General features: G+C 46.5%; 16 protein-coding genes and 1 tRNA gene. 13 read left to right on the top strand and 4 right to left on the bottom strand.

Annotated elements, in window-relative coordinates:
- Position 1: 1 nt before the first annotated feature.
- From BLS03_RS09045 to BLS03_RS09015, 7 genes are read left to right on the top strand one after another with little or no spacing between them, the layout of a single operon-like run.
- Positions 2-295, top strand: a complete 294-nt coding sequence (locus BLS03_RS09045; RefSeq protein ID WP_093272573.1) for a hypothetical protein — start codon at positions 2-4, stop codon at positions 293-295.
- Positions 292-1,293 carry a flagellar hook-length control protein FliK gene (locus tag BLS03_RS09040; RefSeq protein WP_093272570.1) on the top strand — a complete coding sequence of 334 codons (1,002 nt, stop codon included), beginning with the start codon at positions 292-294 and terminating at the stop codon, positions 1,291-1,293. Before BLS03_RS09045 ends, BLS03_RS09040 begins: the two co-directional genes overlap by 4 nt.
- Position 1,294: 1 nt before the next feature.
- On the top strand, positions 1,295-1,756 hold the full coding sequence (locus BLS03_RS09035) for a flagellar basal body-associated FliL family protein (protein WP_093272567.1): 462 nt from the start codon (positions 1,295-1,297) through the stop codon (positions 1,754-1,756).
- A complete protein-coding gene (locus tag BLS03_RS09030) occupies positions 1,757-2,455 on the top strand; it encodes a sigma-70 family RNA polymerase sigma factor (protein WP_093272564.1) in 699 nt (232 codons plus the stop codon).
- A gap of 2 nt (positions 2,456-2,457) precedes the next feature.
- Positions 2,458-3,312, top strand: coding sequence for a flagellar motor stator protein MotA (gene motA / locus BLS03_RS09025; protein WP_093272561.1), 855 nt, complete (start codon positions 2,458-2,460; stop codon positions 3,310-3,312).
- Between the two features lie 3 nt (positions 3,313-3,315).
- Positions 3,316-4,278 carry an OmpA family protein gene (locus BLS03_RS09020; protein WP_093272558.1) on the top strand — a complete coding sequence of 321 codons (963 nt, stop codon included), beginning with the start codon at positions 3,316-3,318 and terminating at the stop codon, positions 4,276-4,278.
- 20 nt (positions 4,279-4,298) lie between these two features.
- On the top strand, positions 4,299-4,571 hold the full coding sequence (locus tag BLS03_RS09015; RefSeq protein ID WP_093272555.1) for a hypothetical protein: 273 nt from the start codon (positions 4,299-4,301) through the stop codon (positions 4,569-4,571).
- Between the two features lie 74 nt (positions 4,572-4,645).
- Here the strand turns inward: BLS03_RS09015 and BLS03_RS09010 are convergent, their stop codons facing one another.
- Both BLS03_RS09010 and BLS03_RS09005 read right to left on the bottom strand, forming a co-directional pair.
- Positions 4,646-6,232 carry a BCCT family transporter gene (locus tag BLS03_RS09010; RefSeq protein WP_093272553.1) on the bottom strand — a complete coding sequence of 529 codons (1,587 nt, stop codon included), beginning with the start codon at positions 6,230-6,232 and terminating at the stop codon, positions 4,646-4,648.
- Positions 6,233-6,579: 347 nt separating this feature from the next.
- Positions 6,580-7,200 carry a LysE family translocator gene (locus BLS03_RS09005; RefSeq protein WP_093272550.1) on the bottom strand — a complete coding sequence of 207 codons (621 nt, stop codon included), beginning with the start codon at positions 7,198-7,200 and terminating at the stop codon, positions 6,580-6,582.
- Positions 7,201-7,557: 357 nt separating this feature from the next.
- On the opposite strand from BLS03_RS09005, the gene BLS03_RS09000 reads away from it, so the two are divergent.
- A complete protein-coding gene (locus BLS03_RS09000; RefSeq protein ID WP_093272547.1) occupies positions 7,558-8,892 on the top strand; it encodes an aminotransferase-like domain-containing protein in 1,335 nt (444 codons plus the stop codon).
- A gap of 79 nt (positions 8,893-8,971) precedes the next feature.
- On the opposite strand, the gene BLS03_RS08995 is transcribed toward BLS03_RS09000, so the two are convergent.
- Both BLS03_RS08995 and BLS03_RS08990 read right to left on the bottom strand, forming a co-directional pair.
- Complete coding sequence (locus BLS03_RS08995; protein WP_093272544.1) at positions 8,972-10,021, bottom strand: alpha/beta hydrolase; 1,050 nt, start codon at positions 10,019-10,021, stop codon at positions 8,972-8,974.
- Positions 10,022-10,085: 64 nt separating this feature from the next.
- Positions 10,086-12,257, bottom strand: a complete 2,172-nt coding sequence (locus BLS03_RS08990) for a TonB-dependent siderophore receptor (RefSeq protein WP_245696634.1) — start codon at positions 12,255-12,257, stop codon at positions 10,086-10,088.
- Between the two features lie 129 nt (positions 12,258-12,386).
- Between BLS03_RS08990 and BLS03_RS08985 the strand changes: the two genes are divergently transcribed.
- The 5 genes from BLS03_RS08985 to BLS03_RS08965 all read left to right on the top strand — a co-directional run bounded on the left by BLS03_RS08985 (position 12,387) and on the right by BLS03_RS08965 (position 16,258).
- A complete protein-coding gene (locus tag BLS03_RS08985) occupies positions 12,387-13,319 on the top strand; it encodes an AraC family transcriptional regulator (protein ID WP_093272541.1) in 933 nt (310 codons plus the stop codon).
- A gap of 225 nt (positions 13,320-13,544) precedes the next feature.
- Positions 13,545-13,970, top strand: a complete 426-nt coding sequence (locus BLS03_RS08980; RefSeq protein ID WP_093272538.1) for an organic hydroperoxide resistance protein — start codon at positions 13,545-13,547, stop codon at positions 13,968-13,970.
- Positions 13,971-14,170: 200 nt separating this feature from the next.
- Positions 14,171-14,461, top strand: coding sequence for a DUF1330 domain-containing protein (locus BLS03_RS08975; RefSeq protein ID WP_093272535.1), 291 nt, complete (start codon positions 14,171-14,173; stop codon positions 14,459-14,461).
- A 364-nt stretch (positions 14,462-14,825) separates the two neighbouring features.
- Complete coding sequence (locus BLS03_RS08970; protein WP_093272528.1) at positions 14,826-15,989, top strand: pectate lyase family protein; 1,164 nt, start codon at positions 14,826-14,828, stop codon at positions 15,987-15,989.
- 193 nt (positions 15,990-16,182) lie between these two features.
- Positions 16,183-16,258 (top strand) — tRNA-Gly (locus BLS03_RS08965).
- Positions 16,259-16,391: the final 133 nt, after the last annotated feature.

The raw sequence follows: 16,391 nt of genomic DNA, 5'->3' as shown, positions 1-16,391 counted from the left end.
TATGCAGTTACAAGATTGGTTAAAACTCACCACCTATTACCGTCAATGTGCCGAGCGCGAGGATATCGAAGGCATCGAGCGCTGCGTGAATATTTTAAAACGTAAGTTGCCGATTGCGGATCGCAGTGACAGCGAGATGGTTGCTATGTTGGCAAAGCTTAAGTCGGTGCACGTTGCGGCCTCGCAAGTGATCCAAAACAAAATGGATAGCCTCGAGTCGGAAATGAATGGTATGCACACTAACAAAGCGCGCGACATGGCGTACAAGAAAATTCAATTGAGTCAGTCATCATGATCCAAGGTTTCAAACAAGCGGCGCTTGATGTCAATGTCGTTGATTCTGGTGTGCGAGCAAATGGTCAAAATGGCGCTGCGCCGTCAGGTTTTGGCCAACTGCTGAGTGATAAATCCTCTTCAGGTGCGCTATGTCGCTCGTTTGCCGCGCAAGCTAAGTGTGCAGTATTGGCTGAGCCAAGTGGTGATTTTGATGCGCAAAGCCAAGTGTCATCGACGCTTGAAAGTGCCAGTTCACTTGCTCAACCGATGAGTTTTAACGCAGCCTTAAGCAGTGAAAATTTGACTGAGTCTTTTGAAGCTTCGACTTTACCAACGAGCGAACCCGTATCGACGCTGAACTTGGCGCAATTGGTTGGCGGTCAGTCGACTTTGCCTAGTGACGACGGTGCTGAGCTTAGTGCGGCGCAAACCAATAAAGCGTTATCTGCAGTGATTTCGAGCCCTCAGGCTAAGCTACCACTGACGGAGTTCACAATCCAAGACACAGTGAGTAAAGCCAACGCCAATAGCCATGAGTTAGGTCAGCACAGCACGGTTTCGCGCGACACGACCAATCTCAATTTCAAAGCGGTATTAGATAAACACATCAGCGCTAAAGATATGGGCCAGCAGCTCAGTGCGATGATGGCGGATAAAATTTCATTGCAAGTGAATACCAAAACCCCAACTGCGACGATTCGCTTAGATCCGCCTGAACTGGGCAAAATCGATTTGGTGGTCAAATTCGATAACGACAAGTTACATGTCCAAATTAATGCGTCTTCTCAAGCGACCCGAGAGTCGATTCAAATGACTTCTGAGCGACTGCGCGCCGAATTGGTTGAGCAAAACTTTCTTCATGTGGATGTGTCGATTTCAGACCATACGCAAAACACGGCTCACAACAGCGAGCATTATGCGGCAGCCAGTGACGGCGAACAGACCATTTTGGCGTCCGCCCCAAATACCAATCAAACTCATGAAAGCTTAATAGAACAAGAACTTGCGAGAGCATAACATGAACAAATTACTGATAACGATTGTCGGCACGGTGATCGTCACTTTAGGTGGCGTAATTGGCTTAAATATGGCGGGAATTCAACTGCCGCTGCTTACTGCGCAAAGTGCACCTGCTTTGCCAAGCGCTGAGGTGGTCAGCCCAAATCCTATCGATTTACGTGCGCCAACCGTGGAAGTGGCGGTGAACAATATTTTGGTGCCAATTAACTACAGTAAGCGTCAAAGCCTGCTGCTGCTAGATATTTCCTTGTTTACACCTGAGCTAAATCAACAAGCGCTTGAACGCGATATTCCACGCATCAAAAACCAGATTTTGCGTACGTTAAGTGTGATGCCGCAAGAGTACTACCGTGATCGCAACTTAGTGATGAATGTTCAACAAGATCTCAGCCATGTATTACAGCAAGAAGTGAGCTGGAATGTACGTGAAGTATTAGTGACTAAGGCGGTATATCAGTAAATGTTATTTGCAAGAAACGCCTATCACAAAACTGAAACACGCTCCGAGGCGCAGCGTGCAGCGGTGGAGTCACAAGCCTTGCAATCTCATCTGGCTCTGATTCATCGCGCTTTATCTCGTTACCGTGGCGTGGTCGACGAGGCAACGTTGGAAGACTTAAAACAGACGGCATTAATTACCTTTGTGACTGAGCTGCGAAAGTTCGATCACATCGTCAATGACGACTTTTTGCGCTCAGCCACAGTACGCATTCGCGGAGCGATCATTGATGAACTTCGCCAGCGCGATTATCTCAGTCGCGACAAGCGCACGCTGAGCAATCAGATCAAAAAAGCTGAGTCAATTTTGATGGGTAAGCTTGGTCGAACGCCAACCATTTCTGAGGTGTGCCGCGGGCTCAAAATTAGCCATCAAGATTATCAAGATGCCATGGCAGATATGGTGCTCAGTGATGATGTTGAATTGTTTAACATTGCATCGAGTTGCGATGAAGACAACGAGCGCGAAGCGCTACAACTGCTAGTGGAAAATGAGCTGAATAAACTGCCCGAAGAGGTACGTAAAGTGATGTATTTAATGTATGTCGAGGGGCTCAGCACGCAAGAGACCGCATTGGTTCTTGAACTTAACGACATCAAAGTTCACCGCTTAAAACACAAAGGAATCGAGACGTTAAAAACTCGATTGAAGGATTACTGACAATGAAGCAAATACTCTCTTTTATCGGCATCTTAGTGGTGGTGGGCGGCGCATTTATCCTTCACGGTGGCCGCATCGGTTCGCTGGTGAAGTTGTCGGAAATTGCCATCATCTTTGGCTCGGCGATTTTCGGTTTGATCATCAGTTGTAAAACCGCGACGCTGAAACTAATGCTTAAGCAAATTAAGCTCAGCCTAGGTAAAAGCATTTACGACAAACAGTACTATAACGATTTGTTATCACTGATGTTTGAGCTAATCAACGTGGTGAAAATGCAAAACCTCAAGGCCCTTGATACTCATGTTGAAAATCCTCAATCGAGCGCCATTTTCAGTAAATACCCAACCATCATGGCCGATGAACAGACACTCAATTTTATTATCGATTCGTTCCGCCAAGTGATCAGTTCTAAGTTGTCTGCCCACGAGATTGAAGCGGCGCTAGAAGAAGAGATTGAAGTGCTGTTCGAAGAGTGCAAAAAGCCTTCGGAAAAAATGCATACTATGGCTGAGGCGATGCCAGGCATCGGTATTTTGGCGGCGGTCATGGGTATTATTCTTACCATGCAGCACCTTGACGCCGATGTTGGCGTGATTGGTGAGAGCATTTCTGGCGCGCTAGTGGGGACATTCACCGGTATTTTTGGTTGTTATTGTATGTTTGGACCCCTGTCGAGCGCTATTCATGAAGTGGCCGAAGATCAAGTTGCGCCGCTGCAGTGTATCCGTTCTGTCATCTCTGGTTACTGTCAGAATCTGTCGCCGCACATGTGTGTTAACGCTGGCCGTAAACACATTGAAGCGCACCTGAAACCAAGCTTTACTGAGCTTGAAAAAGCCGTTGAAAGTTTGAGGTAGCCTATGAGCAGCAGTGGCATCACTATCGTTCAGAAGAAAAAGCGAAAGGCGAAAAATTTGGCTCATGGCGGCTGGAAAGTGGCGATGGCTGATATGATGATCTCTTTGATGTGTTTGTTTCTTATTTTGTGGCTATTGCAAGTTATGGATACCCAAGATAGCAAACGCTTAGTCACTTATTTTCAAACCGGCGAAATCGAACCCAATAACAGCGGTGAAGGGCTGGGCAACTCGGTGAGCCCGATTATGCTGCCGAAAGTTGCAACCAGTCGCTATGACGCCGATCTGCACCGCATTGAAGATACTTCGTTAATTGAAGGTGAAATCGACAGTCAGCAAGACATGGAACTGTTTTCGCAGCAGATGCAGCAGCAAATAGATGAGCTCGACATGACCGACAGCGTTACGGTCGCAATCACAGCCCAAGGGCTGCGAGTCGTGGTCTCTGATTCCAGCAAGGGCAGTATGTTCTATCGCGGTAGTGCACGCATGACGCCGTATTACCAAGATCTGTTGCTTAATTTGGCGCCGATATTTGGCCGCGTATCGAATGCGATGGTCATAACTGGCCATACCGATGCCAGCCGTTTTAAAGGATCGCAAATTACCAACTGGGAATTGTCGGCCGAACGTGCCAACCGCGCGCGCTATTTCCTCAATCAAGGAGGGGTGAGTGAGCAACGCATCTTCCAAGTTTCAGGAATGGCGGATACCGCGCCGCTTAATGCAAGCGATCCGAAAAGCAGTGAGAACCGCCGTATTGAATTGTTTGTACTTACCCGCGAAGCGCAGCAGTCGTTGCAAAAAGTGTATAAAAAGCTGCTGACGCCAGCGCAGACCGTTGGTGGTGATCAGGCGATGATGAACTCAATCCATCGCGAGCACAGCGTCGCAAAACAAGCTGCGGCAAACAATCAACCAACCAGTGCTGTCGATGCGTTAAAACGCAGCACCGCTCGCCAGTAATGGACTGAAAAGGAACAAGGATGATCAAACGCAAACGCCGCTGGCTCGCATGGTTAACGCTCGCCAATTATATGCTGTTAATTGCAACGCTGTGTATTGAGCTACATATCGGTGCTTATACCGGTTTTATGTTGTATCTAGCACTGTTGGCCTACAACTATTTTTTGGTCAGGCTTGTGATTGCTCTGCCTAAGGGAACATTAAAGCTGCGTCAGCATAGCTACTTGATCATTCCACTGGCCTTAAGTGTTGGTTTTTCGAGCCTATTTTCAATAGCGTATTTTTGGCGTTAATTCACTTGTTAAACACAAACTAAAAAGCCACCTTTAGGTGGCTTTTTGTATTTAAAGCTTTTTAAAACATGAGCTTAAGCTACTTTGTAAAGGTGTAGTTCGGTGCGTAGACCTTTGATTAGGCTGACACACATCAGCAGTAATACAAAGTTAAACGGCAGGGCAGTGGCAACCACACCAGATTGCAGTGCTTGCAGGGCTTCGGTGCCGCCAATCCATAGCATCATCGCTGCGATAGCGCCCTCGACCGATGCCCAGAAAATGCGTTGTGGAATCGGTGCGTCAACTTTACCACCAGCAGTGATGCTATCGATAACCAGTGAGCCAGAATCCGATGAGGTAATGAAGAACACCAGGATCAGCGCAATAGAGATAATCGAAATCACATGGCCGTAAGGCAGTTGATCGTAGACTTGGAACAACGTCAGCGAAATATCAGTCAGGCCTTTAGTACCCAGTTCACCCACTTGATTGGCGACTTGGTCAAGTGCGATGCCGCCAAAAATGCCCATCCAGATAATAGTCATGATGGTTGGAATAAATACCACAGCAAATAGAAATTCACGTACGGTGCGGCCTTTAGACACACGAGCAATAAACATACCGACAAATGGTGACCATGAAATCCACCACGCCCAGTAGAAGACAGTCCAACCGTGCATCCAAGTTTCATCTTCGCGGCCGTGAGGATTACTCAGAGCGATGATGTTTTCCACATAACCAGTCAGCGTGGCAGGAATTGAATCAACCGCAATATCGAAACACACCACAGTGATAAACACTAGTAGCAAGAAAGCAAACACCATATTGATGTTACTCAGCAGTTTGACTCCGCCATCAATGCCGCGTACCACCGACATAATGGCAATTAGGGTAACAAATACAATCACGCCCAATTGCATGCCAAAACCGCCATCAGTACCAAATACATAGTTGATGCCGCTGGTGGCTTGCTGTGCGCCAAGCCCAAGAGAGGTGGCTAAGCCAAATAGCGTCGCAAGTACCGCCATGATATCAATGATGTGTCCAAGCCAGCCCCAAGCGCGGTCGCCAAAGATAGGGTAGAACACTGAACGCATAGAAAGTGGCAGACCTTTGTTAAAGGCAAAGAAAGCCAGCGCAAGCGCGACGATTGCGTAAATCGCCCAGCCGTGAATGCCCCAGTGAAAAATGGTTGCACCCATCGCAAGTGACTTGGCTTCTGGCGTTAGTGGCTCTACGTTTAGTGGCGTACCCCACCAGTCGGTGAAGTAAGCTGTGGGTTCTGCAACCCCCCAAAACAACAGGCCGATACCCATACCCGCAGCAAATAGCATGGCTAACCATGAACCACGAGAGTGGTCTGGCGCAGCATCTTTACCCCCGATGCGAATTTTGCCGAGCGGCGAAAGCATCACGATAAAGGTAAAAATGACAAACAAGTTGGCTGACCACATAAATAGTGAATCGAAATCCTCAATGATGCCGTTTTTTATCGTGTTTAGGGTTTGTTTGGCAACGCTCGGATCCACAAACATGAGTGTGACGAGGAAAAGAAGGATGAGTCCTGCGCTGATACCAAAAACGGGATTGTGAACGTCAAATCCCCACTTTTGAACGTTATCTTGGCCGACTTGATAGTCGGTGGTTTCAATACTGTATTTCTTTAATACATCTTCCATAACAAGGTCTTAATAGTTAGTTCTCTATGCTTTTTAGAAGTAGGAAAGCAACTAAATCCTTTGTTTAAAATTTAATTTGTTTAGTGTTCGAATATTAATTTTTAACGAATGCTATCAGATTTTAGGCGATTATTGCAACTTTATTATGAATAAACTGCGGTTTTATTGGTTGGGTTAGATGTTTTTAAAATATATTTGATCAGTGTTCTAATTGTTTTTGTTGTCGGGTTAATGTTTAGTGTTTGGTTGGTTTTATTGGCGTGCTAATCAAGATATAGCAACAGCGGGTAAACATCGGGCGTAAAAAAACCAGGTATTAAACCTGGCTTTTCTGCTTGCAGATAGGCTCAACTCATAAACAGCCATATCGCCACGCCGACCATTAAAGTACCCGCGACTCGGTTCATCAAGCGTACATTTTTTGCTTTACCTAAGGCGCGTTTGAGTCCTTTTCCGCCTGTGGCGTAGAGCGTCATACACACAAACTCGGAAATCATGATAATGCCGACCAAAAACGTCAGTTGCGGCATCAATGCTTGGCTTTGGTCGACAAATGGTGGCAACAACGAAATCATAAATGCCCAACCTTTTGGATTGGCAATCGCGGTAACGAATCCTTGAACGATCAAATCCCAGTCGTTGTTGGTTTGTACGTGTTCAAGGTTGTCGCTGATCGCGAGTTTGCCTTTTGAACGCCACAATTGAATACCCAAATAGAGCAGGTAGCTAGCGCCAATCAGTTTAAATACCACGAACACCCATGGGTATTTGAGCATAACTGCTGCGATGCCGATAACAGAAGCGACCGCGACCGCCGCCACGCCAATCAGCTCACCAATCATCATCCATAACGTGCGTCTGTAGCCAATGCTCATGCCTAAACTAAGCGCTAAGGTCATGCACATACCCGGGGTGATAGAAACAAAGAAAAAAGTTGGAATGAAAACACCCAGTAAAGCGGTATTCATGCAGTGAACTCTCCAAATGGTCTACAGCAAAAGAGTGAAACATGCGCCAGCGGCGACATGACATCATGCCATAAAATATCCTGAACACAATCGCTATTTGTATGTGTAATGCCAATCAATGTGTATGACTTATTAATAAGAATGAGTGCATTTTTATTCGTCGCTGTTTGGTGGTTTATCAATAGCAGTAACTGCCTGATTAGCGTTATAAAATCAAAAAGTTACCTATTTCATTAGGCGTATATTTTGAGTCTTTGCCTAGGTCAATGTAGGTTTGTAAATTATTTGCTATGTCAATGTGACGGGGTAAACTGGCATCTGTAATTTATAAAAGATTGGCTGAGCTAGGAGTAGGCGGTGAGCGAAACGAAATTTAGACAAATAGCACATAAGATTGAGCAGCGAATCGACCAAGGTGAATATCCAATCCATTCCAAATTACCCCCTCATCGCATTTTAGCTGATGACCTTGATACCACCCCCACAACCATTGCGAAAGCATACAATTTATTGGCGGAAAAAGGTCGCGTTGAGTCTTTTGTTGGCCGCGGTACTTTTGTCAAACCACTCGCCGGACAAGCCGATAGCCACGATGAGGAAAATGCCGAGTATAACTTTTCGATCATTCAGCCTTATTTGGCGAGCAATTTACCCTATCTACAAAAGGCGATGGAAAAGGCCAGCCGTTATTTGGACTTGCAACTGCTTAGCTATGCCGACCAGTCAGGACACGAAGCGCATCGCAAAGTCGGTGTGACTTGGGCGAAGCATTATGGATTGGAAGGAGGCAGTGTCCATAACACCGTTCTCACCAATGGCGCTCAGCACGGGCTGTCGCTGCTGATACTGATGCTGACTGATGTTGGCGATACGATTGCAGTCGAATCTCATACGTATCCTGGGCTTATCGCAGTGGCAAAACTGCTGGGTAGAAAACTGGTGGGCGTCGAGCTTGATGAGCGTGGTATGTCACCGGAAAGTTTACGCTATGTGATTGCTCACTATCAGCCTAAGGTCGTAGTTGTCACGCCATCGCATCAAAACCCGATTGGTGTGAGCATGGATGAAGTGCGGCGCAAAGAGATCGCTGAAGTGATCGAATATACCGGTCGCTGGCTTATCGAAGATGATGTATTTGGCTTTTTAAATCCGCAGCCGATAAGTGCTATCACCAACTATATCCCTCATCGCGCCTTTCATTTAAGTAGTTTGTCGAAAGCGATTAGCCCATCTTTGCGCTGCGGATTTCTGAAGCTGCCAGATAGTATGGTCAGTGAAGTTAACGCACATCTGCGTGCCAATGTTTGGTTGGCATCGCCAGTGGGTTATGCCACTGCGGATCAGCTGATCGAAACTCGAGATGCGTTTCGTTTGGCACGCAATCAGCGTCAATTAGCCGAGCGTCGTCAAGCGTTGGCGCAAGAGATATTAGGCCCACAAGTTCGCAGCACCCGCGGTTATCACGTATGGCTGCCTCTACCGAACCATTGGTCTCCAGAAGCGTTTGTGATGGAAGCAAAAAATCTCGGTATTTTGCTGCAAAGTGGTAACCACTTTTCGGTATCGGGCATTGCGACCAATTATGTGCGTCTGTCGCTGATGTCGATAAGCTCCGAAGCCAGATTCAAACAAGGCCTGCAAATGCTAAAAACTCTGTTGGCCAGTGAAATGCACGCAGCGTTTCCGTTTTAATTACAGTGTCAAACAGCGCGAGTTGGCGAATTAACTCGCGCTGCTGTTGGCTTTCAGATGAGAAGTGCAGCTTTATCAACTACTGCTTGGCAGGGTAAAAATAGGCGTCGATTTTTTTTACTTCATCGGCGGGTATTTCCATATTCGGCCAGCGCGCGGCTTTTTTCTCGAGCAGTTTTAAATAACTTTGGTCAGGCTTAAGATCGCTATGGAGACGCAAATTTAGACTTTGATAACGGTCGCGAACCTTCTCTAACGTCAATTCTCTCGGCGCTGTATTCAAGCCGTAACCATCAAACAACCAACTTAAACCGTTATACACCGCCAAGTGATACACGGTGTGGTGGTTCTCGTTTTCAAAATAATGACTATTCAGATAAAGGTTCTTTTCATCCGTATCTGGGGCGATTTTTTTGGCGAAATTGAGCAGGTGGTCGCGATGGAAATTGGAACGGCCAATACCAGGCGTAAACGGATTATTTGCCATCGCTAAGTAAAGAGACACTGGCGTTTTAAATGGTTGCTCAAACGACTTCTCTAAATAGCTGTAGTAATTCGGATAATCAAACCACAGGCTTGGGTCGATAGAAATGTAAGCCTGAAAATCGTCGGTGTGCAAACTCATCGCATCCAGCGCGGTTAAACCGCCAAGGGAGTGACCAATCATAATATTTGGCTTAGCGGTGCGATATTGAGCGTTAATGATCGGAATTAATTCGTCAGTCAGATACTTAAGAAACTGACGTCCGCCGCCTGTCTCGGCGTAACCAGGGCCAGCGTCGCCGCTTGGCAGTGTCAGTGAGTGCGTCGGGGTGTAATCGCGCATGCGGTTGGTGTTGTGGACGCCAACGATGATCATGTCTGGCACATTGGGGCTTAAGCCACCTTGAAAGGACTGAATGATGCCGGACACTTGCAGCATGCGATTTTCACCATCGAGCAAATACACCACAGGGTAGTGCTGATGTTTATTGCGCTGGTAATCGCTGGGCAGATGCACGCTGTATTGACGTGTTTCATTGAGAATGGTTGACGGATGGTTAAACAGCTCAGCATAAGTTAATGGTTGCTCGGCAACCACTTGAGTGCTGAGAAGCGTAGCAAAGGTACTGGCAAGAAGCTTTTTCACAAGGTGTCCTCAACGCCAAAAGCAGGGAACTGTCTCCCTGCTTTTGACTTTACGCTGGTGTTAATTAGTTAAATTTGTAGGTGAAGCCAGCCATAAAGTTGGCAGGTGCACCGTACATGTTAAAGGTGGCAACAGAGCCGACGCGGTAGTAGTACTCACGATCGAAAATGTTATAAGCATTGACCGATGCGGTGAGATTTGGCGTCACGTCGTAGCGAATCGCCGCATCAAAGATGGCGTAACCCGCTTGTTTGGTTTCCACCGAACCTTTGGTAAAGCTGAAATCGCTCAGTGCAGTCATACCACCGCCGATGTGCAAACCAGGAACCCAGTCAGCGAGATGGTAATCGGTCCATAGCGATAGTGAGTGCTTTGGAATGGTGTCAAATTTGCCGTTGTGATCGCCACTCAGTTCGACGATATCGGTGTAGGTATAGCCAGTCATCGTCATCCAGTTTTCGGTGATATAACCGGTGGCTTCAAGCTCGATACCTTTGGTTTCCACTTTACCTGTTGCAACGTAAGTGTTGCTGATCGCGGTACCGTCTTCGTCATAAGCTTGCGCCGCAATGTTGCGGTCTTCCATGATAAACGCGGTGGCGCGGGTATTCAGGTCGCCATCAAACAGCGATGATTTCACGCCCATTTCCCATTGATGACCTTCACGAGCATCCAGCATTTTGCCATCTTCATCTTGGCTGGTTTGCGGCTTAAACACGTTTGAGTAACTTGCATACAGAGTATGAGTTTCGTTTAAATCGTAAACCAAACCCGCATACGGTGTGATTTTGGCGTTGATCGAATCGGTGTCAGTCGATTGCGCACCCGTTGATAATGTGGTGTTGGTTAGCTCAAGATCGTACCAAGATAGACGAGCACCCGTAATCAGTGCCAGTGGTTCCATTAAGCGCCAAGTGGCTTTGGCGTACAGACCAAACTCGGAGCTCTCTTGATAGGCATTTTTGGTGTAGCTGTAAGTGGGTGTGGTCACGCTGCTTGGATCGAAATCAAACACGTTGATCGACGAAACAAAGTTTTTGTTGGTGTAACTTTGAGTATCGGATTCATAACGTTTGTAATCGGCACCGACCACGTACTCGCTGACATTACCGAGCATATCGAAGGTTTGGCTGTAGTTGGCATCGGCGGCGAAGTTTTTCTGTTGGTTTGCGGAGGCGGCAAACATCAAACCTGTGTTACCGTCTTCGTCGACAGCACCGTTGGTGTAGGTTTGTTCAAACGATACATCGTGATCTTGATAACGCATCGACACTTGACCAACGCCGCCATTGCGGAAGGTGTGCTGCAATGACGCGCCGACATCAGTAGTATCGGCATTAAAGTTGTCATCGGCAGAGCCTAGGTAGGTGCTGCGGCCAATGTTAAGCAGCGAACCATCGCTGTACGCAGGCAGACCGTTGGTTGGTACGATGTCTTTGGTTTGGTGCAGCACATAGACAGAAGCTAGGGTGCTGTCATTAATATCGTATTCAAGGGTACCGTAGTATGTGCCGTTGTCGTTATCGTTGTAGTCGGTTTGGTTTTTGATGTCGGCATTCGCAACCACAAAGCGCCCGCGCAACGTTTTCGCTTCATTAAGCGCGCCGCCCACATCAGCTTCTAAATAATGACGATCCCAAGAACCGTAACGACCAGTGACTGACGCGTTAAATTCTTCGGTTGGGCGTTTAAGCACCATGTTAATGACGCCGCCTAATTCGCTGGTGCTGTTAAATAGCCCTGATGGACCACGCATGATTTCAACGCGGTCAACTGCGGCGAGTGCTGGTAGGTTACCGTAACGGCTTTGCATTGGTGATGGTAGACCATTTAAGCTCACTTCATCGTATTCGTAACCGCGTGAGAAAATCGATGAGCGGCCGCTGTCGTTCATCAGAGTACGAAGACCCGGGGTGGCTTTTGCCAGATCATCGACAGCAACAAAGTTGCGCTCTTCGATGTAATCATTGGTCAGAACCGACACCGACTGCGGAATGTCTTTTAATGCCGCAGGGGTTTTAGTGCCGATAGTCGCGGAATCAACACTGTAGCCGCCAGTTTCTTCTGATGGGGCCATGCCATAAAGTGGGTTACCATAAACCACGACGGTTTCGTCTTCAGTGACGTTTTCGCTGTCGGCCTTGGTATCTGCCATTGCATAGGTGTTGACGCTCAGCGCCAGAGCAACTGCAAGGGAGATTCGACTGCGTACCACCGCATCCTTATTGACCATCATGATATTAACTCCTTAAATCTATATGATAATTATTTTCATTTGCTTTTATTTGGCGTTAATATATCACTCAATGTGGCGAGATAATATTGCGGCATGTTCATTTAATTATTCAAAACGGTCAAAATCATCATGAGTCAACCTATTTTGCCGGATACGCGAGTTCGTAAGCGTGGCTTGTTTACCGGAAGAGTGGAAAATCTGTTCGTTGAAGAGGGTGTGTTGTTTCATAACAAGGACATCGTTCATAAGGCAGATTTCAGTAGCCAGCGCCAATTAACGCCGCAACTGATTATCGCTCTGCCACTCGAGAGTAAAGCGTTGATGCGATATGGTCAAAGGCATGAGCTCAAAGGTTGCCGTTATGAAAAATCTGCGCCGGTCACCGCTACCGCCATTTATTATGCGCAATCTGATTTGGTGGAGGGAGCGGCAAAAGCCTACGTTCGTAGTCGCAGTATTGTCATTTCGATGTCGCTAACTTGGGTAGATTCAAAGCTAAAAACGAAAGATAAAATCGCGTTTGAACGAGCGTTTAGTACTCATTTAACGCGTTTTGATTGGTCGTTACCTTTGCATTTAGGTCAACTTGCCGAAGCGCTCAATTTAACCAGCAGCCACAGTCAATCTGAAGCGATGCTGCGCGAAGCGTTTGTGCTGTCGGTGTGGGACAACTTATTAACCCAACTAAAACAGCAGCCACTGGCGACCAGTGACAAAGAGCAAACTCAATCGACGCGGCTTAAAGTGTACTTGCGTGATGAAACCACCGAAGGCAAAACCCTGACTGATATTGCCCAAGATCTTGGTATGAGCCTGTCAACCTTGCAACGTACTGCGCGTAAAGAGTTAGGTATGAGCCTTAATCGCTATTTACGCGAACGGAAACTGCATCAAGCGAAAGAGTTGCTTGAGCAGAAGCATATCTCGATTCGTGAAGCGGCAAGCTTGGCCGGTTATAATCACAGTGCCAACTTTATTACTGCCTATCGAAAGCTGTTTGGCGATTCTCCTAAGCACGCGATGCGCGAGTTACCGAATACCGACGTTGAATTATTGCGCTAGTGAACGCGATTCGCTTTTTATCTTTACTTTAAGTTGTGCACAATTTAATTGCTTGCAATTTAAAGTAAAGGCGACTAGTATTAACTCCATCGATGACTTAACGCCTTTTTAAAGTGGTATCGCGTTGAGTAGGGAAGTGGTTTGATAACCACTGAGATAACGATACTAGGGTGCTGAGTTGGCTCAGCACCGATGACGAATCAAACCGGAAAACGGAGTAATGTTATGTCTTTAGAAAAAACCGTATTTACTGCTCAAGCATCAATCACTGGCGGTCGTGACGGACGCGCAACAGCGGACGACCAACAAATCGATTTGAAATTGACGACCCCAAAAGCACTTGGTGGCATGGGTGGTGAAGGTACTAACCCTGAGCAGCTTTTCGCAGCTGGCTACTCAGCGTGTTTTATGGGCGCACTTAAACTGGTTGCTTCACAACAAAAAGTGAAAATTCCAGAAGCAGCGACCATCGAAGGCTTGGTGGGTATCGGTCCAATTCCTCAAGGTTTTGGTATCGAAGTGGAATTGCGCATTACCGTTCCTGAACTGGATAAAGCACTGGTACAAGAACTCGTTGAGAAAGCGCACCAAGTTTGCCCATATTCAAACGCAACTCGTGGCAACATCGACGTGACACTGACTGTTCTTTAATCGTGATTGTGTAAACATTATCGATTACAGTAGTAAGCCCACCTTTTGGTGGGCTTTTGCTTTTTAAACAGTAAGAAACGAGTAAGCTCCCAGCTGAGAGCGCGCGCAAAAGTAGCGCTAGAAATAGCCGCAGCTAATTAACAACACGTCAGGTGAGTAGCGATGATGATCAGCGCCTGGCCATTTAAAAGGGGATTGTGATGACAACATACGTGGTTTTTGTCCGCCAAGACACTAAAGACCAAGCCGAGATGGACATGTACGCTTCGCTAGCGAGTAAAGCGCGCGATGGTCACCAGATTACACCACTGGCGTTTTATGGTGAGCTGGAAGTTTTAGAAGGCCCAAGTGCTGAAGGGGCGGTCATTTTATCGTTTACCGATAAAGAGGCCGCGAAGCGTTGGTATTACAGCCCAGAATATCAAGCTGCCAAAGCGCATCGTAATTTGGGTGCCAACTACAGCGTGTTGATGATTGATGGCATTGACTAAATTTGTACGCCGATCGCCTATCTGGTATCAGGCGGTTGGTGCGAAATATGATTGCGCGCTCGGCAGCGCTGTTCGCTGACTCGATTTGTCACGTTTTGCGTGCGCTGCTACGAGTCATAAACCAGTTGTTATACCCAATCGGCGCAAATTGCTGACGGTTTTGTTAGTCCAATTCGCCATACCTGTGGCACAGATCTGAAATGGTGTAATCGATAACATGATTTGGTTTTCTTGTTTTTTTTAGGGTGGTAAAAACAAGCGCCTTTTATTTTATAAAATGAGATTTTGTGTTTATTTTCTCAATAAAAATAAGGCGTTAAATACTCCCCCGTAACTTAATATAGAAAAACAGGAGTCACTAACAATGTCTCAAAAGCACTTATCATTATCTTTACTTAGCCTAGCCGTGGCTGGTTCTATGGCGCTTCACACTGCCCATGCGGCATCACTTTCTACTAATCAAGCGCTTACTGCAGCTGATATTGGCTATGCGACTGAAAATGGCGGCACGACTGGCGGTGCGGATGCCGTTAGCGACAATATCTACCTTGTTTCAAATGTGACTGATTTCAAAGCAGCATTGAAAGAAGATAAAGGTGAACCACGTATCATCCAAATCAGCGGTACCATTGATATCAGTGACGGTGAAGAATACACCGACTTTGACGATCAAAAGAGCCGTTCACAAATCAAAATTCCTGCAGATACCACCATCATCGGGGTGACCAGCGACGCCGGTTTTACCAATGGTTCGCTGGTGGTATCGAAAGTTGAAAACGTCATTATTCGTAATATCAGCATCGAAACCCCAGTCGATGTTGAGCCACATTATGAAGATGGAGACGGTTGGAATGCGGAATGGGATAGCATGACCATTACTTATTCCACCAACGTGTGGGTTGACCACGTAACGTTCGATGATGGCTCATTTACTGATGCCGATTATGAAGAAGTCGATGGTGAAGAGTATGTGCAGCACGATGGTCAGCTCGATATTAAGCACGGCAGTGATTATGTGACTGTGTCTAACTCTATCTTTAAAAATCACAACAAAACGATGCTGATCGGCCACAGCAAGAGCAATTCAAGCGAAGACAGCGGTCATCTTCGAGTAACGCTTGCTAACAATATCTTTAGCAGCATTATTCAACGTACGCCGCGAGTTCGCTTTGGTAAGGTTCACGTGTTCAACAACTTGTTCGAAGGCGATTACAAAGACGATACATACGGCTATATGTATTCGTTTGGTCTTGGCTATGAAGGTTCGATCTTCTCTGAGAAAAACATCTTCAACATCGACAACCTAAAAGACAGCAAGAAATGCAAATTGGTTTCGGTGAAAAAGAGCAACAGCTCATTACTTGATGATGATTCTGTATTCAACGGCAACGCGCTTAGCTTAGATGATTGTGATATTCCAACCGACAATCTATCTTGGACTGTGCCTTATAACTACAGTTTGCTGTCTACAGACGAGCTTGAAGCGTCATTAGAAAGCAATGCTGGGGCAGGCAACTTGTCTTTGTAATGTTTATCGGCAGGCGCTAAGCGCCTGTCTTATTGAGTGAACGCGGCGTTTTATTTGCCGTCGCTGTGCTAAAAAAAACAGCGTTAAGATCAAAAAATAGCCAAACAATTTTAATGGCTTAAAATTTCTGTTGACGAAAAAAATCACTCAGGTAAAGTACGCTTCGTTGACAGGGCAAAGCCCGTTACACGATGCGACACTAGCTCAGTTGGTAGAGCGCAACCTTGCCAAGGTTGAGGTCACGAGTTCGAACCTCGTGTGTCGCTCCAAATTTCAAAGCCTCGACGAAAGTCGGGGCTTTTTGGTTTCTAGCGCTTTGTGATTTGTGTTTGTCATCTAGCAATTGGATGAGAGATTTGGAGGTGATATTGCGTCAGCGCAAGAGCGCAACCTTGCCAAGGT

Origin of the sequence: Vibrio xiamenensis (assembly GCF_900100015.1) — a bacterium.
GTDB classification, from domain to species: Bacteria; Pseudomonadota; Gammaproteobacteria; order Enterobacterales; family Vibrionaceae; genus Vibrio; species Vibrio xiamenensis.
Note: the sequence above shows the minus strand (reverse complement) of the source record. Positions and strands in the feature narration are given on the sequence as shown.